This window comes from Verrucomicrobiota bacterium, from assembly GCA_038744685.1.
Lineage (GTDB): Bacteria > Verrucomicrobiota > Verrucomicrobiia > Opitutales > Puniceicoccaceae > Puniceicoccus.
This window is the reverse complement of the sequence record JBCDMB010000001.1, coordinates 275903-296092: the sequence shown is the minus strand read 5'-3', so window position 1 is coordinate 296092 and position 20190 is coordinate 275903. Positions and strand designations below refer to the sequence as shown.

18 protein-coding genes are annotated in these 20190 nt (G+C 51.6%); 14 read left to right on the top strand and 4 right to left on the bottom strand.

What is annotated here, in order from left to right:
- Positions 1-161 precede the first annotated feature (161 nt).
- Positions 162-1088: an AraC family transcriptional regulator gene (locus tag AAGJ81_01290; GenBank protein MEM0964769.1), complete on the top strand. Its 927-nt coding sequence runs from the start codon at positions 162-164 to the stop codon at positions 1086-1088.
- Between the two features lie 588 nt (positions 1089-1676).
- Here the strand turns inward: AAGJ81_01290 and AAGJ81_01285 are convergent.
- A complete protein-coding gene (locus AAGJ81_01285) occupies positions 1677-2483 on the bottom strand; it encodes a hypothetical protein (GenBank protein ID MEM0964768.1) in 807 nt (268 codons plus the stop codon).
- 252 nt (positions 2484-2735) lie between these two features.
- On the opposite strand from AAGJ81_01285, the gene AAGJ81_01280 reads away from it, so the two are divergent.
- From AAGJ81_01280 to AAGJ81_01270, 3 genes are all read left to right on the top strand, one after another.
- Entirely contained in the window at positions 2736-3884 is a 1149-nt protein-coding gene (locus AAGJ81_01280) for a substrate-binding domain-containing protein (protein ID MEM0964767.1), read from the top strand.
- 92 nt (positions 3885-3976) lie between these two features.
- Positions 3977-4975 (top strand): family 43 glycosylhydrolase, encoded by a 999-nt coding sequence (locus tag AAGJ81_01275; protein ID MEM0964766.1) that lies wholly within the window; start codon positions 3977-3979, stop codon positions 4973-4975.
- Between the two features lie 147 nt (positions 4976-5122).
- Positions 5123-6499 (top strand): sulfatase, encoded by a 1377-nt coding sequence (locus AAGJ81_01270; protein MEM0964765.1) that lies wholly within the window; start codon positions 5123-5125, stop codon positions 6497-6499.
- A 62-nt stretch (positions 6500-6561) separates the two neighbouring features.
- On the opposite strand, the gene AAGJ81_01265 is transcribed toward AAGJ81_01270, so the two are convergent.
- A complete protein-coding gene (locus AAGJ81_01265; protein MEM0964764.1) occupies positions 6562-7437 on the bottom strand; it encodes an AraC family transcriptional regulator in 876 nt (291 codons plus the stop codon).
- 126 nt (positions 7438-7563) lie between these two features.
- On the opposite strand from AAGJ81_01265, the gene AAGJ81_01260 reads away from it, so the two are divergent.
- The 10 genes from AAGJ81_01260 (at position 7564) to AAGJ81_01215 (ending at position 18685) form a co-directional block, all read left to right on the top strand.
- Complete coding sequence (locus AAGJ81_01260; GenBank protein ID MEM0964763.1) at positions 7564-8553, top strand: MBL fold metallo-hydrolase; 990 nt, start codon at positions 7564-7566, stop codon at positions 8551-8553.
- Positions 8554-8577: 24 nt separating this feature from the next.
- On the top strand, positions 8578-9747 hold the full coding sequence (gene dgoD / locus AAGJ81_01255) for a galactonate dehydratase (GenBank protein MEM0964762.1): 1170 nt from the start codon (positions 8578-8580) through the stop codon (positions 9745-9747).
- A 40-nt stretch (positions 9748-9787) separates the two neighbouring features.
- Positions 9788-10591, top strand: coding sequence for an SDR family oxidoreductase (locus tag AAGJ81_01250; GenBank protein MEM0964761.1), 804 nt, complete (start codon positions 9788-9790; stop codon positions 10589-10591).
- The gene (locus tag AAGJ81_01245) at positions 10588-11847 is read left to right on the top strand and encodes a fumarylacetoacetate hydrolase family protein (GenBank protein MEM0964760.1); all 1260 of its coding nucleotides are present in this window, start codon (positions 10588-10590) and stop codon (positions 11845-11847) included. The genes AAGJ81_01250 and AAGJ81_01245 overlap by 4 nt, the downstream gene beginning before the upstream one ends.
- A gap of 16 nt (positions 11848-11863) precedes the next feature.
- Positions 11864-13399 (top strand): aldehyde dehydrogenase (NADP(+)), encoded by a 1536-nt coding sequence (locus tag AAGJ81_01240; GenBank protein MEM0964759.1) that lies wholly within the window; start codon positions 11864-11866, stop codon positions 13397-13399.
- Between the two features lie 587 nt (positions 13400-13986).
- Entirely contained in the window at positions 13987-14229 is a 243-nt protein-coding gene (locus AAGJ81_01235) for a type II toxin-antitoxin system RelB/DinJ family antitoxin (protein ID MEM0964758.1), read from the top strand.
- A gap of 30 nt (positions 14230-14259) precedes the next feature.
- Positions 14260-14610, top strand: coding sequence for a hypothetical protein (locus AAGJ81_01230; protein ID MEM0964757.1), 351 nt, complete (start codon positions 14260-14262; stop codon positions 14608-14610).
- Positions 14611-14661: 51 nt separating this feature from the next.
- Complete coding sequence (locus AAGJ81_01225; protein ID MEM0964756.1) at positions 14662-15912, top strand: hypothetical protein; 1251 nt, start codon at positions 14662-14664, stop codon at positions 15910-15912.
- Between the two features lie 5 nt (positions 15913-15917).
- Positions 15918-16280 (top strand): calcium-binding protein, encoded by a 363-nt coding sequence (locus tag AAGJ81_01220; protein ID MEM0964755.1) that lies wholly within the window; start codon positions 15918-15920, stop codon positions 16278-16280.
- A gap of 38 nt (positions 16281-16318) precedes the next feature.
- Positions 16319-18685 (top strand): DEAD/DEAH box helicase family protein, encoded by a 2367-nt coding sequence (locus AAGJ81_01215; GenBank protein MEM0964754.1) that lies wholly within the window; start codon positions 16319-16321, stop codon positions 18683-18685.
- Between the two features lie 354 nt (positions 18686-19039).
- Here AAGJ81_01215 and AAGJ81_01210 read toward each other — a convergent pair whose 3' ends face one another.
- Complete coding sequence (locus AAGJ81_01210) at positions 19040-19786, bottom strand: hypothetical protein (protein ID MEM0964753.1); 747 nt, start codon at positions 19784-19786, stop codon at positions 19040-19042.
- A gap of 6 nt (positions 19787-19792) precedes the next feature.
- A complete protein-coding gene (locus AAGJ81_01205) occupies positions 19793-20170 on the bottom strand; it encodes a hypothetical protein (protein MEM0964752.1) in 378 nt (125 codons plus the stop codon).
- Between the last annotated feature and the right edge of the window lie 20 nt (positions 20171-20190).

Here is a 20190-nt window from a genome sequence, read left to right as displayed (position 1 = left end):
TGTCGCTAACGTAGGATTGTGACTTGATTTTTCGTCAGATCCAAAAAAATGAATTGTTGGTTCGACGGAACTTTTAGTTGGGTTTTAGACGGGGATTAACAGCAGAAAGCGGAGCGTTTATCGTACACCGCACACCCTAATCCAATTCTCGCCTCAAGCCAATGGACCAACTTGACGACTTAATGGACGTTCTTAACATTCTTTTCGTGAATTCTATCACTACCTCGCCTGCGATCAGCAAAATGTCATTCTCCGAAAGGATGGTAGTGGTCGACTTTTCGCCAAGACCTTCCGACCCCGTCAATATTACGTTTGCTGGATTTTCTAGTTGTAAGCCAAATTACTTTCTCGAGCGCACTAATTTTCGCTGGTTCGCCATTGAGTATATCGTCAGCGGTCAATGGGAGTTACGAACTAAACATGGAAAATGGACCATAGGACCAGGCGCAGTATTCGCATACGGACCGGATGTCCACTACTCCTTACGAGCAAAATCAAAGCAAAATCTGGCAAAATTCTTTGTCGATTTCGATGGCTTTGACGCAAAGACACTAATGGAAAGAAGCACTCTTGGTAGTGGAAATCCAGTTCAAATGGTCTACCGCCGTTGGATTCACGATATCTTCGACCAGATTATCGAAACAGAACTGCTACCCTCAGACCGTCGAAAACGCTTTTGCCGAATGCTACTGGAACTTCTGATCGAGAGAATTCGGGAAGATCAGAAGTCGACCGGATACTCATCGCAAGCGCGCCTAAGCTACCAACGCTGTCACGAGTATATTATCAAAAATTATCTTGAGATTACTTCAGTCTCTCAGGTTGCGAAGAACTGCGGGATGACACCCGTGAATCTATCGCGACTCTTCAAAAGATTCGATTCAGAATCACCCCGCCAACTCCTTTCTCGCCTAAAAATGAATCGAGCCGCTGAACTTCTGCTGCGCAACAGATTACCTGTGAAGCAAATTGCTGCTCAGGTCGGTTACGATGACCCTTATCACTTCTCCCGCGTTTTCAAACGGGTGATAGGCGTTGCTCCAAGTCGAATAATTAGGGGTCAGTTTAAGCTAGAGGAAGGCAGGTAACAAACAACAGTTACTCTCGGTCTAAGAGGTAAGTGTTTACCGGTCAAAACTCTTCGATCGCTCTCCGTTTCGCAGTAGATCAATTTTTCCAAACTTCATCAAGACCGTTGGAAAGTCACATCTCCCGCATGACGGGCTATTCGACACCATAACTCTTACCTCTACTGAAAACGATCTCGAAGAAGACGAGGAAACAGTAGCATCCGATGCTCGCGCATGTCGCAAATTCTACAAAACTAGTCACTTGCCGAAACTTGTTCGGGGATGATTGCCAAAGCATTGATCTACATAATCATACGGATAAGACAAGTGCTTTCTCGCACAATACTGCGGGACTTGAGGATGCGCCCACCCGACATGCGATTTCATCCACAGAACAATCTGACCGAAGAAGAGATCAGATAACCTGGTCGAGCAGGGAGCGGAGCTAAAGTGAACCCGGCACCTAGTGAATCCTAGTCTTTGGTGCAAAATTGCTAGGTCTTCGGCCTATTCCCCCGGTTTCTTAAGCGGTAAAGACCTAGGAAAAAAAGAAGAGTCCCACAATGATACCAAGTGGTCCGCGACAGAACACCTTCTTCCAGAGCATTACCTCCGACGTCTCATGGCTACCAAAGCGAGAGACAAAGCACCACCCAGAAAACTGAAAGCACCGGGCTCGGGGACAGCTGTAAAATCCGCAGATCCGTTACTTATCGTCCAAGTATCATCCAAAATATCTAAAGCAGCACTATTCGTCAGATGATAGATACCTGTGGGACTATCCGACTTTATCCCGGTAAGTGACCGAACTATGGTAAGCTCATTGGCATTGCCTACCCCGATGGTTCCAGTGTAGGTATAGTCAAAGTCGTTCGGTCCGTTGATCGCCGCTAATTCCAGGACCAATGTAAAGTCTACTGTATTCCCAGTCTGCAGACGAAGAGAGGTGTTGTAGTTTTCGGTGGGGACAATATTCGTGCCACCCGAATAGGGATTTGCGTTGGTATTGAACGCCATTCTCACATCGTTGCTGATGTCACCGTACCCTGTAGTATAGTGAAGAGAATTGAACTCGTTGGGAGTGACCGAGTCAAAATTGACCCCGCTCCTGAATGCATTGTTCGCCCCGAAATCAACACTGGAGGAGATAGAACCAACGGTGTAGCTGTAGGTTAGACGGTCACCCACATTGACAAATGTGATCGGCGAGTCGAACAAGGCCTGCATTCCATCTGCTCCGTTGCCGTTACCAGAGTAGGTTAACGTAGCCCCAGTGGTAGAAGCTCCAGAGATAATCTGACCCCCGGAAGTCCCTAACGTTTGGTAGTCGTTAAAAACGATGGGAGCCGCTGAGATAGAGGACGCTGTTAGTGAAGAAGCCAATAAGACGCTTAGTTTTTCGGAGATTTTCATAGTTGGGAGATAACAGTGTGAACAGGAACAACCGCAGGCGGCTGCTATTTGACTTTCCCATACTGAGGCTGGACACCATCCGGCCTAAGATATTAAAATTGTCTCATGTATAGGCTATTTCGTCTCAAAAAAAGCATTCTACCAAGTACTAACTCCAACTGACTAATTCTACTCATTCTATACCCACCTCCAAGATCCGGATTCTCCGCTCCTACAGCACGTCAAAACCGAAAAAGCTCTCTGAAACAGCAAATGCCAGCAAAGAAAAAAATAGCCATTTTGAACCTTCCGATTGTTCCTGAAACCAGGGTGTCGATCTTTGACGGGATCCGGAGGTTCGTAGAGGAAAACACCTCTTGGGAATTCGTTTTCAACGGCACTGCCTCAGACGATTTTATGAGATTTTTCCACCTTCTGAATTGGGATGGCGTCATTGCTCGCGTAACCGACGATCGAACCAGACGCTTTTTCAGCGATCAAAAAAGACCAGCGGTCAACGTCTCGGCATGGTTTGAAGAAGCAGGTATTCCAACAGTTCGACGGGACGAATACGCTAATGGAGTCTCTGCTGCAGAACATCTTTTAAGCAAGGGGCTTTCTCGATTCGCCTGTATTAAAAGAAGGGGAGGTGGTTGGTACCAAGCCACTCGTTTACTTGGATTCATGGAGACACTTTCGAAAGCCGGTCGCACTTGTGAGGTGTTTCGACAGAGAGCACCCTTGAATAATTTGGTTGAAGCGACTCGTTTCAAGGACTGGGTGGAGAATCTGAAACCTCCTTTCGGGATCTTTGTCACTGAAGATGTAGGCATGCAGAAAGTAATCGATTCCTTTAACCTGGCTGGGGTAAAAATCCCGAGAGATGCGGCTTTGGTCGGAGCGGTCAATCAGCCCGAAGTCGTTAGACGCACTTCTCCTTCACTGAGCTCCGTCAATCCAAATGAGGTGGCTGTTGGTTATCTTGCAGCAAAGATGCTAGATCGCCTGATGAGAGGGAGGCCGATAAAAGACATTTCAGTGAATGTTCCACCTCTGAAATTAGTGGAACGGGAGTCTTCTCAGGTCTTCACTTCTGATGATGGCGACGTCCGTAAGGCAGTAGAATTCATCCGTGTTAACTTCACACAGCCAATCTCTGTGACAGACATTGCAGACTACCTTTCACTTTCCAAAGCAACACTGTATCGTAGGTTCATCCATCACGTCGGAGAGGCACCACACGACATAATTGAAGACTTCCGTGTCAAAAAGGCCCGTTCACTACTACTCGAAGATCTTTACTCTCCGTTGGAAGACGTGGCTATCCGATGTGGCTTTTCTGGAAATAAGCATCTCAATCGCGCTTTCACTCGCCGAATCGGAATTTCACCAATGGGTTGGAGAAAGCAAGGGTCAGCCTGAATCAGTGTAACTTCCTCAACTTTACGAAGACATTCGGAAAAATCCGTTTTTTATTGCAACGAAATAAGTCTATGTGAGATCTCACTCGTCTATTGGAAAACCCTCCCGATACGGAATCAACAAAACCCACTTTTGGAAATCCCCTCCTCCCTGGTCGTGGAGTCTGTGACCCGCATATCCGTGTTTTTGGCGACAGGGCTTACCTCTACGCCACCCACGACAAGTCGAGCAATAACCCAACCTTTAAGATGGAAGACTGGTGGATTTGGTCGTCTCCTGATCTTATCAAGTGGACTCATGAGCACACCCTAACCCCCGAGGAAATTGGCTTTGGGGATGACTTCAGAGACTGCTGGGCGACCGACGCAGCCGAGAGAAACGGGAATTTCTACTGGTATCTCTCGAACCGCTCCTTTGCGACGCACGTCCTCGTTTCGGACACTCCTGTAGGCCCTTGGAGTGACCCCCTCGGAAAGCCCATCATTTCCAGCGACGATACAGGAGGCTGCGCCCATGATCCCGGCATCCTGATCGATGATGACGGCTGCGCTTATATCGTCGTCGGAGCGTGGGACTACCACATCGCGAAGTTAGACGAGAACATGATATCACTCGCAGAGCCAAGCCGTGTAATTACGATTCAAGGTCAAGAAGGCCCGGTCGCCCCTGGCAAAACCGATGACAAACCTTACCTCCACAAGCGGAACGGTATCTATTACCTCTCGTGGGGCTGCTACTACGCGATGTCCGATAGCGTCTACGGACCCTACGTTTGCAAAGGATCATTCGTGCAGGATGAGTATTTGGCGCAGGATTTCCGCTACACGGGAAAAGACATTTTCTTCGACAATTCTTCCGAGCTTTTTTGCTCCGCCTTCGACTACTGTCGCCGGGAAGGTCGCCTTTCCACCTTCGACCGGCACGGCTCCTTTTTCGAGTGGCATGGTCAGTGGTATTTTATCTGCAACGATATGAGCCAGACCCAAACCTGCTACTTTCGAGAATCCTCGATCTGCTACGTGAATTACAAAGAAAATGGCGAAATCGAACCAGTCCGGATCGATGCCGAAGGCGTTCGGCTACCCTCCTGACCAGAAGCCAGCCTACTAAAACGATGAACCTAAGAATCCACCTCCCCTACTCTCTACTGATCGGCATTCTCGTCTCAGCGCCTGCCTCTGCGAACGAACCAAACACTACCGGAAGCGCTATCCTTGAGGGGATGCCGCGCGTCGACCATGGCCAACAACAAAGCTAAGTCTCACCCTAACATTCTTTATCTTCACTGCCACGATGCTGGCCGCTACATCCAGCCTTTTGGATATAGTGTGCTAACACCGAACCTCCAGCGGCTAGCTGAAGACGGAGTGCTGTTCCGAAAGGCTTTTTGCGGTAACCCTACCTGCTCGCCCTCTCGGGCCTGCCTTCTGACTGGCCAGTCAGCCCATTCAGCAGGAATGTTGGGGCTGGCGCACCGAGGTTGGACCCTCCGCGATTATGGAAAGACGCTGATGAACTTCCTGCGCGGACACGGCTACCGGACCGCCCTTTGTGGGCAACAACATATTGCTATCCCGCCTTTCGCGAATCCATCAGAAGGGGGCTACGATGAGATCTTGACTCTTGATACAGATTTCGAAAAACCGATTGAGGAGGTACGGAGTTTTCTCGCTCGTCGCCAGACCAGCCCCTTCTTTCTCGATGTAGGTCTTTTCGCCCCCCATCGGAACGGAACTGGCGGTGACTTCCCTCGAACGGCACCACCAAATGATTCCCGCTACGTCATGCCTCCGCCCACCCTTCCAGACAATCCAATCACTCGGAGTGATTTCGCTCTTTATCAATCCAGTATCCGAAGCACCGACGAGGCCTTCGGTCAGGTGCTAAACGCATTAGAGGAAAACAACTTACGGGAGAATACTTTAGTCGTCTGCACCACAGACCATGGTATTGCCTTCCCCCATATGAAATGCCGTTTGACCGACCACGGACTAGGAGTGTTCCTAATCCTCCGTGGCCCAGGCAGTTTCTCAGGTGGCAGAGTCATCGATTCGCTCGTCTCTCAGATCGATATCTTCCCAACGATTTGCGAATGGCTCGGTGTTGACCCACCTGACTGGCTAGAAGGAAAATCTTTTCTCGGACTGGCAAATGGGGCGCAGGAAAATACCCGCAATGCAGTCTTCGCTGAGGTGAACTTCCATGCTTCCCAAGAGCCAGGACGAGCGGTGCGGACGGATCGTTGGAAGTATATCCGTCGATATACGGACTACGATAAAACGATCCTCCCCAATATAGACAACAGCCTTTCCAAACGCTACCTTCACGAAAGAGGTTTGGCCGAAAGGACTGAACCGGGTGAGTTGCTCTTCGACCTCGACTTCGATCCTCAGGAATCCTGTAACCTCGCTATGGATCCGGACTGTGCGGAACTCAAAAAAGAACTCGCCTACCTTCTCGAACGTTGGATGTCCGAGACAGCAGACCCTTTGCTGGAGGGTCGTCTTCCGCGCACGGAAGGAATTATCGAGACCCCACCGGATCAATTCGACTCAACGGGGGGCGAGCCAGACTTCACAGAATTACCTCCAGTAGGAAACAGTCCGAAAACGTAACCACAAGTTTCTACCGTAGATAGAGATTACACTATCGGAGTTAATGTTAGGCCTTGGCTACCTCACCAATAAAGGCGTGGCATCAAGATCGCAGGTAGATTGATGCGAGGAGGAGCCGCACCGCTCAGAATCTTTTTCCGGCACTCGCTCGGCGAATATCCAAAAGTCCTGGAAAAGCTGCGCGAGAACTGCAGTTGATCCGGGAACCCACAGCGTTCCGCGATCTGCTTGATCATCAAATTGGACCGCGCCAACAGCGGTATCGCCAACTGAAACTGCATCAGGCGGCAAGACTTAATGGGCGAGACGCCAAGCTCCTGCTGAAAAACCCGGCACAAGTGCTTCTGAGTCACATGGGAGACGGCCGCCAGCTCATCCAATGAAATCGGCACAAAATGCGGGGCGTCCAAGCGTTCACGAATAAACTGGACGGCTCGGGTAACAGGCTGGGAAAACGCCGGAGCCGAGTCTCCATGATGATGTTGGACACCATGGACATAGAGTCCGAGAAAGGCCTCGAAGATCCGGTTGTCACCACGCCCAGGCTTCCGTGCCGGCCAATCGGAGTGTCGGACGGCCCGTTCAAGAATGTGCCGGAACAGCTCGATCATTACTGGAGAGGATTTTAAATGAAACCTCGGCCAACTGTCTGGTGAATCCCAATCATCCGGAATCGATTCCAAATCAAAGTGTAAGTAAGCATGCCGCGTCCGATGCTTGTCGTCCCAGTAAAACGTCTCGGTCGTCTCCGGTCTGGCAACATGTATAGTTCCCGGACTGAGAAGCGAAACCCCGGCATTCGTTTCATACCGGGGTGATCCCTCGATAATTAGCACAGCTTCGTAGTCAGTCAGCTTACGCGGTCCGAGAACCTCTCCCGGCTCGTATTGGGAGATGCCCCCATAACAGTAGGCCAGCTCCAGCGATTTCTTACTCATAAGAATCAGCAGACGGGAATTTCACGATGATGCGAATTTTTACTATATTTAGGCGTATTCCTGTCATTTCAATAGTCCAACACTGATGTAAACTGTCGGCCTGCACAAATTCCTCACCCACTGCTTATGTCATCAACCCAAACTCCGGTAGAAGAAGTCTTCGAAGGTGGCTATTTAATCCAAGCCGAGGTGGGCGGACGTCCTCTTTCCCTGCCACTACTCGCTGGAGAGACAGGCACAGTTCTCCTCGACACGGGTTGCGCAAGCGACGTCGAAGGAGTGATTGTCCCTGCGCTCCGCGCAATCGGCCTGTCCCCTGCGAATTTAACCCATATCGTCATCACTCATTGCGATCTCGACCATCAGGGGGGGAATGCTGACATGAAAAAGATCGCTCCGCAGGCGAAAATTGGCTGTGGGCGCGCGGATGCCGCGCAGGTGTCCGACCCAGCCGTGATCTATGCGGAGCGTTACGATGCCTACCGAGCGAAGCACGGGCACTTTTACGACGATGACACCCGCGACTGGATAATGAACGCTCTGGGCAAACCGCAGCCAGTAGATGTGGTCTACGATGGTGGTGAGTTCATCGAAGTCTCACCCGGGTGGATCGTAGAGGTGATCCACCTCCCTGGCCACAGCAAGGGCCATCTCGCCCTCTGGGACAAACGCCACCGGGCTCTCTTCGCAGGAGATGCCATCCACGGCGAGGTTTATCTGGATCTGAAAGGTGCCCCAGCCCTCTGCCCTACTTACCTGCAGGTGCCGGAATACCTGAATTCGATTCGCCGCATCGAGGAGCTGCAGCCGGAAATCTATTCGGGTTGCCACTGGCCTGTTTATCGAGGCGAGGAGGTCAGCGATTTTTGTCGCCGAAGCCGTGAATTTGTCGAGAAAGCGGAGTCTGCGATTCTCGAAACGCTGAAAAATTCGGATGACGGGATGGGCCTCACTGAGCTCTGTCACGAAGTCGGTCCGCAACTCGGCGACTGGCCAGCTGAAATCAATCATGAACTTTGTTATGCCTTCAACGGACACCTGAAGGATTTGGTGCAACGAGGCCTCGTCGAGGAAGAATCCGATTCCTTCCCGGTCCGCTACTTATCTGTCCAGTAACCGGACGCTTTTTTGAATCACGCTATGAAAATTACGGCGATAAAATCAGTGGTGGTAAACGCCGAGATGCGGAACTGGGTATTTTGCAAGGTGGAAACCGATGTGCCCGGTTTGATCGGTTGGGGAGAAGCTTCTCTCGAATGGAAATCCCGCTCGTTGGTCGCCGCGATCGAAGACATGGCCCCGATGTGCATCGGAGAAGACCCCAGTCGGATCGAGCATCTCTACCAGAAAATGTATCGCCAATCGTTTTGGCGGCTCGGCGTGATCGGCATGAGTGCGATCTCAGCGATCGAACAGGCCCTCTGGGATATTCGCGGTAAGGATCTAGGCGTGCCGGTCTACCAACTCCTTGGCGGGCGTGTGCGGGACAAGGTCCGCATGTATACCCATTTGGGCGGAGGGAACATGAAAGCGGTCTACGAAACGTTCGAGGTCGGCCCGTTGATCGAGTTGGCCCAGGAGGTAGTGGATAACGGATACACCGCCGTAAAAGTCGTATTTGTTCCCTACAGCGAACCGCTCGAAGGTCCGGCAACGGTGAAGCGCTTTGCTAAAATGATGGGCGCGTTGCGCCATGCGTTGGGGGATTCCATCGACATCATGGTCGATTTCCACGGGAGGACCTACCCGGCGATGGCGGTGCAGTATATCAACGCGATTGAAGAATTTAGCCCCTACTTTTGCGAGGAACCCGTCCCTCCCGAGAACGTCGAAGCCTTGTTGGAAGTGAGGCAATCGACGCGCGTCCCGATTGCAACGGGTGAGCGTCTCGTCTCACGCCAGCAGTTCCGTCCGGTCTTTGAGCAACGTGCCTGCCATGTGATTCAGCCCGATCTCTGCCACTGCGGCGGCCTTTTTGAAGCGAAGAAAATCGCCGCCATGGCGGAGGCTTATCAGATGGGCGTGGCTCCCCATAACCCTCTGGGCCCGGTTGCGAACGCGGCAGCCTTGCACTTCGCCCTGTCGACTCCCAACTTCCTGATTCAGGAAGACATGCTGACCGATGTTCCGTGGCGGTGGGACGTCGTTCAGAGTCAACTGGAGACCAAAGACGGCTACTGGCTGCCCTGCGAAGCTCCGGGTCTGGGGATCACCGTGGACGAGAAAGAGGCCGCAAAGCATCCTTTCCAACAGGAGGTCATGCATTCCACGACCATCCGGGCCAAGGACGGGGCCATTCTCGACTGGTAACCCAGCACCCTTTTAGCGAGCAACCAAAGGATCCCCTGATATGAAATTGAAAGGAAGAATCGCGATTGTCACCGGCGCAGGCGACGGAATCGGCCGTGGCATCGCACTGGCGTTGGCCAAGGAAGGAGCAGATCTCGCCGTATGCGCCCGCCGGGAAAGCGGAGTGAAAGAAACCGCACGACTGATCGAGGAACTCGGTCGGCAGGTCTATTGGGAGAACTTCGACATCTCATCGATCGAAAGCATTGAGCACTTTGTTGCCAACGCCTTCAAAGCCCTCGGGCCGGTCTCAATTCTCGTCAACAATGCCGCAGTGATGCCCGTCGTTGACGTCGAGCACATGCGCGAGGACGAGTTCGACCTCTGTGTGGACGCAAAATTCAAATCGGCCGTCTTCTTTTCCAAGTATTGCATTCCTCACATGCGCGAAACCTCCGGGGGATCCATTATCCATATGGCCAGTGTCACGGGTAACGTGGGTTTCGCCAGCCATGCCGTTTACGGCGCTTGCAATGCTGCTCTCATGGGTCTTGCGAGAGGACAGGCGATGGAATTGGCCCCTCTGGGTATCCGGGTCAACAGCGTTTCGCCGGGAACCGTCGACTCTCCCATGCTCCACCGTTTCATTGCCGACAGTGGCGAGGATCCAGCCACCCTTAAAGCGGCCTTTGATGCAAACCATCCACGCGGTGTCGTAGGCTCGATCGAGGAGGTAGCCGCCCCCTTCGTCTTTCTCGCCAGCGACGACGCGGCCAACATAACGGGCACTGACATCCGTTGCGATGGCGGCTTTTCCTTCAAAGGAGGACAAGCCTCTTCCGATCCCGAGGAAAGAAACCAATGAACGATTCACTAACATCTTCAGACAATCCAACCTTCACGAGCTATCGTCCGGAAAACGTTCTGCCTGCAAACGGATCCCAAGGGACCTGGGTGGGACGGGTTTGGGTACCGGCCTCCAAGGCCGACAACGGCCTTGCCGGTCCGCGCGTGGTTTGTGTGAGCAACGGCACGGTCTCTGATCTCTCCAGGATCTACCCCACCATGACCGAGCTGGTGAACAGCGAGAACCCGGTCGACTCGATCCGCTCGGCAGGCACCCTCCCCGAGCTCCTTCCGCTCGACGAGTTATTGGAAAACAGCTTGTTCGCGAACCGGGCATCGCGGTTGCAGGAGGAAGAGTCCATTGTCCTCCTCGCGCCCAACGACCTTCTGGCGACCAAGGCTTGCGGGGTGACCTTTGTCAAAAGCCTCCTCGAAAGGGTCGTCGAAGAGAAAGCAGGCGGCGACGCTGGCCGTGCTCAGGAGATCCGGGCGATCATTATGGACTCCCTCGGCTCCGATTTATCGACCGTCAAACCCGGCTCGCCGGAAACCGATGTCCTCAAAAAGCGGTTTCAAGAAGCCGGAATCTGGTCGCAATACTTGGAAGTCGGGATCGGAAAAGACGCAGAGGTATTCACCAAGCACCAGCCAATGGCCTCCGTTTCCTACGGTGCCGAAATCGGTGTCTTGCCGGACTCAAACTGGAACAATCCGGAACCCGAGGTTGTGCTCGCCATCTCCAAATACGGAAAGATCGTCGGGGCGACCCTTGGGAACGACGTCAACCTGCGCGACTATGAAGGACGGAGTGCCCTACTCCTGGGCGAGGCGAAAGACCAAAACGGTTCTTGCTCCATCGGCCCGTTTTTCCGGCTCTTCGACGAAGGGTTTTCTCTGGAGATCGTCAAGAATAGTGAGATCGAACTGACGATCACCGGTGCCGATGGTTTCAGAGATTCCGGACGCAACCGAATGGCCGAAATCAGTCGCCCGCCCGAAGACCTCGCTGCTCAGGCAATCGGTGACCATCACCAATATCCGGACGGTCTCGTGCTGTTCCTCGGCACCATGTTCGCTCCTACCGCAGATCGGGGGCAAGAGGGCCAAGGCTTCACCCATAAGATCGGCGACCGGGTTGAAATTGCTTCTCCCGAGCTGGGCCGGCTCGTGAACTGGGTCAACCACACCGACCGGATTCAGCGTTGGGACTACGGCATCTCCGACCTCATCGAATACATTTCAAAATCCAGCCTTCAAGAAACGAAAATCTCTTAACGATCCATAAAGACTTATGACCTCATTCAACGGACTTTCCTTCATCGGTGCCGCCCGCGGCCAAGAAACCGGTGACACTTTCAACGCGGTTAACCCGGCAACCGGCGAGACGCTCGCACCCTACTTTCACGGGGCCACGGCGGAAGAAGTTGCCCGTGCCTGCGAAATCGCCTGGCAAGCGTTTCTCGAGTATCGCCTTCTCCCGGATAGCGAGCGCGCGACTTTCCTACGCACGATTGCCGACGAAATCGAAGCGATTGGAGAGCCTTTAGTTGAGCGAGGGGTCGCCGAGACCGGGCTACCCGCCGCGCGCTTTCAGGCAGAGCGAGGGCGCACTTGTGGACAGCTTCGGCTCTTTGCCGATCTTTTGGACGATGGCGACTGGGTCATGGCTCGGGTTGATCAGGCAATTCCGGACCGCAAACCCCTTCCGAAACCCGACCTCCGCTGCCAGCAACGGGGGATCGGTCCTGTCGTTGTCTTTGGCGCCAGCAACTTCCCACTCGCATTTTCGGTTGCCGGAGGAGACACTGCGTCCGCCTTGGCTGCGGGTTGTCCCGTGATCGTGAAAGCGCATCACGCCCACCCCGGAGTCGCGGAGCTGGTGGCTGGAGCCGTGAGAAAAGCCGCCGAGAAATGTGGTCTTCCCGAAGGCGTGTTTTCGATGCTCTTTGGGAGCGGTCGGGTGGTCGGTAAAGCATTGGTCGAACACCCCCGGATCAAAGCCGTCGGCTTTACCGGCAGCCGTGCTGGTGGTTGCTCTCTGATGGAAGTGGCAGCAGCCCGTCCGGAACCCATCCCAGTCTACGCCGAGATGAGCAGCATCAACCCTGTAGTCATTCTCCCCGGTGCCCTCTCCGAACGAGCGAGCGCCATCGCAGAAGGTTTGAGCGGCTCGGTGACTTTGGGCGTCGGTCAATTCTGCACCAATCCGGGTCTAGTGTTCCTACCCGCTGGTGAGGCGGCAGACGCCTTTGCCGAAAAACTGGGGGCCGAGTTAGCCAAGACTCCTGCTTGCCCGATGCTGACGAAAGGCATTCGCGAAGCCTACGCGGAAGGCGTTTCTCACAAGGAAGCGAACGCAGCTGTTGAGAAGGTTTACGGAAGCGACGCAGACACAGGCCCAGGCGAGAGCCATGCCGGTCCGCAGCTCTTCAAAACCACTGCCGAAGCCTTCACAATGGATCCGGAAATGCTCGAAGAAGTCTTCGGCCCATCGACCCTTCTGGTAACTTGGGAAAACGAGGATCAACTCTTCGCAGCGGTCGAATCACTCGAAGGCCAACTGACCGCAACTCTCCACGGAAACGAAGAAGATTGGTCCACCGCCGCTCCACTGGTTTCCGCCCTCGAACTCAAGGCGGGGCGCCTAGTCTTCAACGCCTTTCCAACAGGAGTCGAAGTCTGTCACAGCATCGTCCACGGCGGTCCCTTCCCCGCCACCGCAGATGGCCGAAGCACGAGCGTCGGCACCCTTGCGATCTACCGATTCACGAGGCCGGTAGCCTGGCAGGACTGCCCGGAAGACTTGCTACCTCAAGCATTGCGGTAAGCCAGTCCTCAAGAGTTGCGGCCACCACGATCATAACCGCAGGCTTCCAAGACTTGATCTCCCGCTCCCTCCTCATTGCTGAGCTACGGTTTGGATGCTCCTCAGACCAGCTCAACTTCGAGGGCCATTCTTATGGGTGAACTTTTACTGAGCGTCTTCCGGTTTGTTGTGGTCTTCGACTCGTGCCTTGATGTTCTCTGACCAATTTAAAAGCGACCATTCGGATTCTGGAGAATGTAAACGTGAAACACGGACTAAAAATGTCCCTTCTGTTACAGAAGCCCAGAGGTGGCTGGCCAATCACAGATTGAAAGGCGAACTGTTCGAAGTGGCGACAAAGGTGTTAACATCCGAAAAAACCGGTGCAAGTTATGCTCTCCCCTTTACCGTAGAATCTCGCTTCGATTATTTCGATCAAAACTGTCGTCGTTCTTCCTCGGAGAATTGCCAGTAGAACCTGAGAAAATCCCTCACGATTTCGATCATTTGAATCAATAGATGACTAACGCCGAATTGCCGGAGGTTCCCAAACTTAATTGACCTTCGCCTAAGAAATGCGGGATCGTTGCCGAGTTAATATAATTAGAATGAAAAATCTTCAAATTACGTTGCCGGATGGGCTACGCAAGGAAGCGGACCAAGTGTTTTCCGAAATTGGAATGGATACGTCTACGGCGATCCGCATCTATTTGCGAAAAGTCGTCCAAACCCGAAGTATTCCCTTTGATCTGGAAGCACCCCGAGAGACAGTCGAAATGTTTCCCGTGGATAAGGAGACCCAAACGAAGATGGATGCTGTTGCTTCCGCATGGAAGAAGCGAAAGCGATAATGCACCTGGTCATTACCGAAGGCATTCGCAATGCGGGAATTCAAACGTAGAAGAATCAACTCCTCTGATCTGGAAATCCTCCTTCGTTCAGCGCGAATCGACTTGGGAACCCTCATCAAGGGAAGCAAGTTGCCTCCGCGAAAACAGTTAGTTATAGCTTACGCATCCACTCCAGACGGACCGCGGCGAATTGTCTATTTGCTAGCGGTAGAAGATGGGGATCTTTTTCTTCTCTTTTACAGAAGCAAAGATGATCCGGTCGGCAAGAATATCACGGTCAAGAATCCAGATTTTAAGAAGGAACCGCACGACCGCTTGGGGTTATTGCGATCCGACATCGAAGCGGACCGTTTCGACACATACGAATTACCCTCAATGTGAGGACATTCTATCGCTGTTTGATTCTGTTCGAGTTGATAATACGAACAAAGCATGAGCGAGTATCAGCACTGTCTCTTTGATACGGTAAACAGGAGCCTCTCGATGGAGAGCCGCAAGGCGGTCGCTGCCTTGTCTTCCCACATCGATGTTAGCCAGACGAGTGCTTCTGTCGAATACCATTACAGCGATTTCAAACACGATCCTATTGATGTGTTGGAACGATACTTTGATGTCTTCACCTACATAGCAAACTGGGGTGACCAACGGCTCGCGTTTCGGTTCGACAGCGATGCAGTTGATGTTAACCAGCTCCGAGCATTCGCCCAGTTAGATTGCATCACTGTCGAACCAAAGCGTGACAGCATCATCTTCAATTGTTGGTTCACCGAAAATTATGTCGAGTATTCATTTTTTGATGAAAGTGATCATTTTTACGACGGTCACAGCGTCAGTACCTCTGCCTTCACGAGCTTTCACACCGATATCGTTGAAGGCGACCTACGCTCAATCTACCTGCTGTGGTTGCGCGCAGTAGAGCTGGGGCACGTCGATCCTTCTGTTTCCCTTGAGATTCCGAAGGGCCTCAATCGGTTACAGGAGGTCCACACCGATCTAATTCATTTCATCGGACTGAGTCGGTCACTATTGGAAGCTTGCTGCAGGCACAGCGGTAACCTTTCAAAGAAGCCCAAAACCGATCTTCGATTAAAGAAATATCTGTCCAAACTGACTCGCGAGGAGAGGGACAGTTTTCTCGAATGTCTGCTCGCCGAAAATCCCATCACCGTCCGGTCAAGACTGCGGAAGAAACTCTCGAATTTTGCACCGCAGAGGAAGGCAATACCCGATTCGAAATCGGTCCGGACTATGTCTGCTGCCCAATTGATATCCGAAGCGGACGAGATACGCCGTCAGAAGGAGGAGGCAATCCAGCAATCGAAAGAGGAGCGCAAACAGGATTACCTCAAAGTGCTTGGTGAAAACGAAGACCGCATGTGGGAAGCAGTGCCGAAGATGATTGAAGAGAAAAAGACCAAATCCTACATGAACGCTGCACTCACACTTCAGGCGCTCAAGTATCTGGCGGAGAACCGAAGTTCGATCAAAGATTATTTCGCACGGGCTGAAGCAATCGTATCCAGATATCCGAAGCTTACCGGAATGCGCTCGAGAATGGAAGATGTAGGACTGATCACTGTGGGAGAGCAGAGCAAAGACATCCGTCGCCATTGGGAGACAGATCGCTGGATGAAAGAGAATCCTCCAGAGAATGAATACCCTTTCGAGGTGCTACTGAAATAGACAATATGCCTATCACGGATCAAGAACGCGAGGAGCGCATTACCTACAAGATCATTGTGGATTGCTACAACGAGCTAGAAGTCGCGATGGGTTGGTATTACTACCTCCAGGACAATCTGAATTTTCCTTTTGATGCCCGCATTTCCGGATCATCGCAATACAACACTCTTCCCGAGAATGAAACCGTGACAGTTGTTTCCATGGCAGATGAGGAAGACTGCGAAAACTCGATGTGGGTGACCATCAAAACACGAGATGGTGAAATCATTATGCCTCTTGAGCAGATCGAGCCGATCAATTCTTCAGGTAAAACGAGCGAAGCTGTAAATGATTGGCTCTACTGGTTGGACCAAGACTACCAATTTTAAGTTAGATTCCCCGTCTAGTGCAACAAGCGAGATGAATCATGGAATCAATTCAGGACGAAATACGGTCGCTGAAAGAAGCACTTTTTGAAAACTCTGCCCAAAGAAAAGATCTCCTTGCTGAGCTGCGGAAGCTTGAGTTCCACAGGACACACACACTTGAGCCACATCTTGCCTTCGAGACGAAGGAGATGCCAAAGACCGCAGAGGATAAAATAGCATTATTCGAACAACGCTTCGTTGCCCGTAAAGATTTGTATCCGCAACTGTGGGAGAATCCGCAAACTGGCAGAAAAGGATACTCTCCGGTCTATGAAAGGATCCGAGAGGATGGTCACTACCTGAAGCCGACAGAAATTTACAAGCGATATGGCGTCTCGAAATTCAAACGGCTCGATCAGGATGTTCTAAGGAGACACTTGATGGGAACGATCACGGTCGGGACATACAGCATACGACCGGATGATACCTGTATCTTTCTTGCGTGCGATTTTGACAAGGCCAACTGGAAGGAAGATTCCAACTCCTACAGAGATGCCTGTAATTCATTCGGAATAGAGCCACTGATTGAAATCTCCCGATCCGGCACTGGTTGCCATGCTTGGATTTTTTTTGCCAACCCTGTGAAAGCCGAACTCGCTCGGAGACTGGGCAACTTGGTTTTGTCAAAAGCTACCGCTCTCAATCCGGACTTGAGACTAGATAGCTACGACCGCTTCTTTCCGAATCAGGACTTCATGCCTAAAGGTGGTTTCGGAAATCTAATCGCGCTCCCATTGCAGATGAAACGACGCGAGCAAGACTGCACTGTCTTTGTCGATGAAGATTTTAAGCCTTATCAGGATCAATGGGAAGTTCTGGCGAAGGCGGATGTTCTATATCCATGGAGTATCCAGGAAGTAATCGACAAAAACATTGGTGATTTAACCGACAAGGAAATCACTTCACTCGAAGCCGACGAACTCGCTCTTGAACTTAGTCGAGAAGACTACCTTTCCACCTCGTACAAGAGCGAAAGCACAATCATTCAGCTCAGCCAGCTCGTTATTCCTACGGCAAATCTACCCAAGGCCATTATCGGCAAACTAAAATCACTGGCAACATTCCCTAATCCGGTATTTTACGAAAAACAAAAACAGCGATTCTCCACCTACAAAATCCCGAAATACATTTTCTCAGGGGAGCTTCATCCCGACAAAATTATCCTTCCGCGTGGATGTCTGGACGATGCTATTTCCTGTTTTGAGCTTTCGGGATCAAGACCTGAAATCGATGACCGTCGTGTTCTTCCTAAAGGGATTCGAATAAGATTAATTGGTGAACTGCAGCCCAAACAGAAATCTGCAATAAAAGACCTTAAAGCGCACGACATCGGAATCCTGTCGGCTCCTCCCGGATCCGGAAAAACAGTTATGGCGTGTGCGATGATGGCCTTCTGGAAGAAACCGGTGCTCATTCTCGTTCACAGACAAAATCTTCTCGACCAATGGGTCGAGAGACTCACCTCGTTCCTCGATCTAGAGAAGAACGAAATCGGCGTCTGGAAAGGCTCAAAAAAGAAAATGCAAAACAAGGTCGACATCGCGATGATGCAGACACTGATTTCCTCCGATAGTGCCGGATCCCTTTTCAAAAACTATGGGGCTCTCGTCATTGACGAATGCCACCACGTTCCAGCCGTCTCATTTGAAGCACTTCTTAAACAGTGCTCCTGCCGATTCATCCTTGGTCTTACAGCAACCCCAAAACGCAAAGATCGTCTCGAGAAAATACTCTACCAGCAATGCGGTCCAATACGTCACTCATTCGATTTACAAGCAACCGATCATGTGCGAAAGATCGTCTACATGCGCGAGACGGGCGTTCCTCATGAAGCCAGTGCGGATTTGTTACTTCATAAAGTCTGGGAAACGCTGATCAACCTCGAAGCAAAAAATGAACTCATTGTTGAAGACATCCTTGGTCAAATCGAAGAGAACCGAGTCATTATAGTGCTCTCAGACAGAAAGAGTCACCTCGACCTCCTACACAATCAACTTATACAGAGCCTCCAGCATCCCTGCAACATCGCACATCCTCAAGGTGGCATGGGAAAGAAAGACTACCGCCAACAAATGAAGTTGATCGAGTCGGCGATCCAATCCAATTCATCCCTTTGCATCTTCTCCACCTCTGCCCTCATTGGAGAAGGCTTTGACCTTCCCGGTCTCGATACACTTTTTCTCGCCACCCCCATCTCTTTCAAAGGCAGGCTTATTCAATACGCAGGCCGCCTCAACCGGATATCCGATGGTAAGAGCGAAATCCGCATATTCGATTACGTGGACGAAAACCTCCCCCTTACTCTGAGCATGTACCGCAAGAGAAGAGCAGGCTACAAAGAGCTGGGCTATGAGGTCGTGACATGAGCGGAGTGTTTACCGTCTAAATCGAGAATAAAGCAAGGAAAAAACCTGCAGCCGCAGAAGGTGTTTCGGAATGAGGAAGATCAAAGTTTTCGCCGAAGTTACTTTTTTCGCTGGCTGAACAATCACTTGAAGAAATTGGAGCTGGTCGCACCAAGGATTGCTGCTACTGCATCCAATGGCCGTATAGCAGTTAACGACCTAAAAGCCTTTGTTTACAAGGGAATTTCGACCTTTTCGGGAAATGTGATTTGAATCAACCGACCTCAATTTGCGGATCGACAGGGCAGCCTCCGAATCGAAACCCCATAGGAATTTCTGCACTATTTGACGCAGGTGCGGCACTTCGTGGTACGATCATTTTTTATCACTAGAAAATGCCCGCGTTAGTTGATGCTTCCTAAAGCTAGCGATTTTATGGTGGCGGCTGTTTGGTAACCCGCTGAACAAATCATCGGAACTCAGTTGCAACTGTTCGAGAATCGCCGGGGACGGGGAAGAAGTGACGATTTCAAGCAAGGTGCCCAAGAGGTTCACCACGTCCCGTTCCGTGCGTTTTCCGTCGGTCAATGACTTTATCATTTGGTCGAAATATGCCGGAATCACCCGCCAAAGGATTTCCAGATGTTTGGCATCTTGACGGCCCTCTTGGCTAATCGAAGTCATGTTCGCGAGTTTTGCTTTCAGTAGATAGACCGGGGATGGAAGGCGCACCGGAATCTTGGAAGGCCCTACTCCCATGATAACGGAATCTCTAAGCAACTCTTCGCTACTCACACCGTTTACCCATCGTAGCACTTCGATGACCAAAGGCATATCGGATCCATCGACTGGTGCGGCATATCCGACTTCGTTACTCGGAGGTTTTAGCGGAAAGAAATGCGGTTTCACCCCGCCGAGCCGAGCAACTTCCTCCAGCAGTTTTCGATCACCCAGCAGATCCACATCCTTTGAAACGAAAGGCTCCAGCCCCTCCGTCGCCCTTCTGTAAAACAGGGCCCAGAGATTTACGGCCTGCCCGCCGACCACCAAAGGTGCTTCTTCGGTCGCCAAGTAGCGGGAAAAGTCTTCCAGGGGTCTTCCCTCTGAAGCCGACAAAGACATCCCTAACTACAATTGCGAAATCAACACGGGTGGTTCGGAGATCCCGTGGACGGAGTTCCTTTCCTGAATATCCAATGCTTCCCTGAGTCCAAGGTCGACCGCAATGTCATCAAACTCCCGGCATTCCTTTTTGAACCGGACAAGATCGCTGGGCTTCTGGATGCGGGAAGGAAGCCTAGGAGCGAAAGCACAATACACCTGGAGCAACCTGCTGGCAAAGTCTTCATCCCTGGCGTGATCTCGGATGAGATCTCGGGTGGCCTCACGGAGTAGATCAGTTGAAGTCTTGGACTCCCGCTTCGCAATCAGCTCAAGCATCTTCAAGACCGCAACGTGTTCCGCTACGGTTTTGCGTATCTTCGATCTTGCGAGTTGGTTTGGCATTTCCAAAAAGGTTGATTCAA

Excerpts from the sequence above, each read along its gene's own strand:
- AAGJ81_01290 (MEM0964769.1), top strand. The coding sequence starts at position 162 with ATGGACCAACTTGACGACTTAATGGACGTTCTTAACATTCTTTTCGTG.
- AAGJ81_01285 (MEM0964768.1), bottom strand. The coding sequence starts at position 2,483 with ATGAAAATCTCCGAAAAACTAAGCGTCTTATTGGCTTCTTCACTAACA.
- AAGJ81_01280 (MEM0964767.1), top strand. The coding sequence starts at position 2,736 with ATGCCAGCAAAGAAAAAAATAGCCATTTTGAACCTTCCGATTGTTCCT.
- AAGJ81_01270 (MEM0964765.1), top strand. The coding sequence starts at position 5,123 with ATGGCCAACAACAAAGCTAAGTCTCACCCTAACATTCTTTATCTTCAC.
- AAGJ81_01265 (MEM0964764.1), bottom strand. The coding sequence starts at position 7,437 with ATGAGTAAGAAATCGCTGGAGCTGGCCTACTGTTATGGGGGCATCTCC.
- AAGJ81_01260 (MEM0964763.1), top strand. The coding sequence starts at position 7,564 with ATGTCATCAACCCAAACTCCGGTAGAAGAAGTCTTCGAAGGTGGCTAT.
- dgoD (MEM0964762.1), top strand. The coding sequence starts at position 8,578 with ATGAAAATTACGGCGATAAAATCAGTGGTGGTAAACGCCGAGATGCGG.
- AAGJ81_01250 (MEM0964761.1), top strand. The coding sequence starts at position 9,788 with ATGAAATTGAAAGGAAGAATCGCGATTGTCACCGGCGCAGGCGACGGA.
- AAGJ81_01245 (MEM0964760.1), top strand. The coding sequence starts at position 10,588 with ATGAACGATTCACTAACATCTTCAGACAATCCAACCTTCACGAGCTAT.
- AAGJ81_01240 (MEM0964759.1), top strand. The coding sequence starts at position 11,864 with ATGACCTCATTCAACGGACTTTCCTTCATCGGTGCCGCCCGCGGCCAA.
- AAGJ81_01235 (MEM0964758.1), top strand. The coding sequence starts at position 13,987 with ATGAAAAATCTTCAAATTACGTTGCCGGATGGGCTACGCAAGGAAGCG.
- AAGJ81_01230 (MEM0964757.1), top strand. The coding sequence starts at position 14,260 with ATGCGGGAATTCAAACGTAGAAGAATCAACTCCTCTGATCTGGAAATC.
- AAGJ81_01225 (MEM0964756.1), top strand. The coding sequence starts at position 14,662 with ATGAGCGAGTATCAGCACTGTCTCTTTGATACGGTAAACAGGAGCCTC.
- AAGJ81_01220 (MEM0964755.1), top strand. The coding sequence starts at position 15,918 with ATGCCTATCACGGATCAAGAACGCGAGGAGCGCATTACCTACAAGATC.
- AAGJ81_01215 (MEM0964754.1), top strand. The coding sequence starts at position 16,319 with ATGGAATCAATTCAGGACGAAATACGGTCGCTGAAAGAAGCACTTTTT.
- AAGJ81_01210 (MEM0964753.1), bottom strand. The coding sequence starts at position 19,786 with ATGTCTTTGTCGGCTTCAGAGGGAAGACCCCTGGAAGACTTTTCCCGC.
- AAGJ81_01205 (MEM0964752.1), bottom strand. The coding sequence starts at position 20,170 with ATGCCAAACCAACTCGCAAGATCGAAGATACGCAAAACCGTAGCGGAA.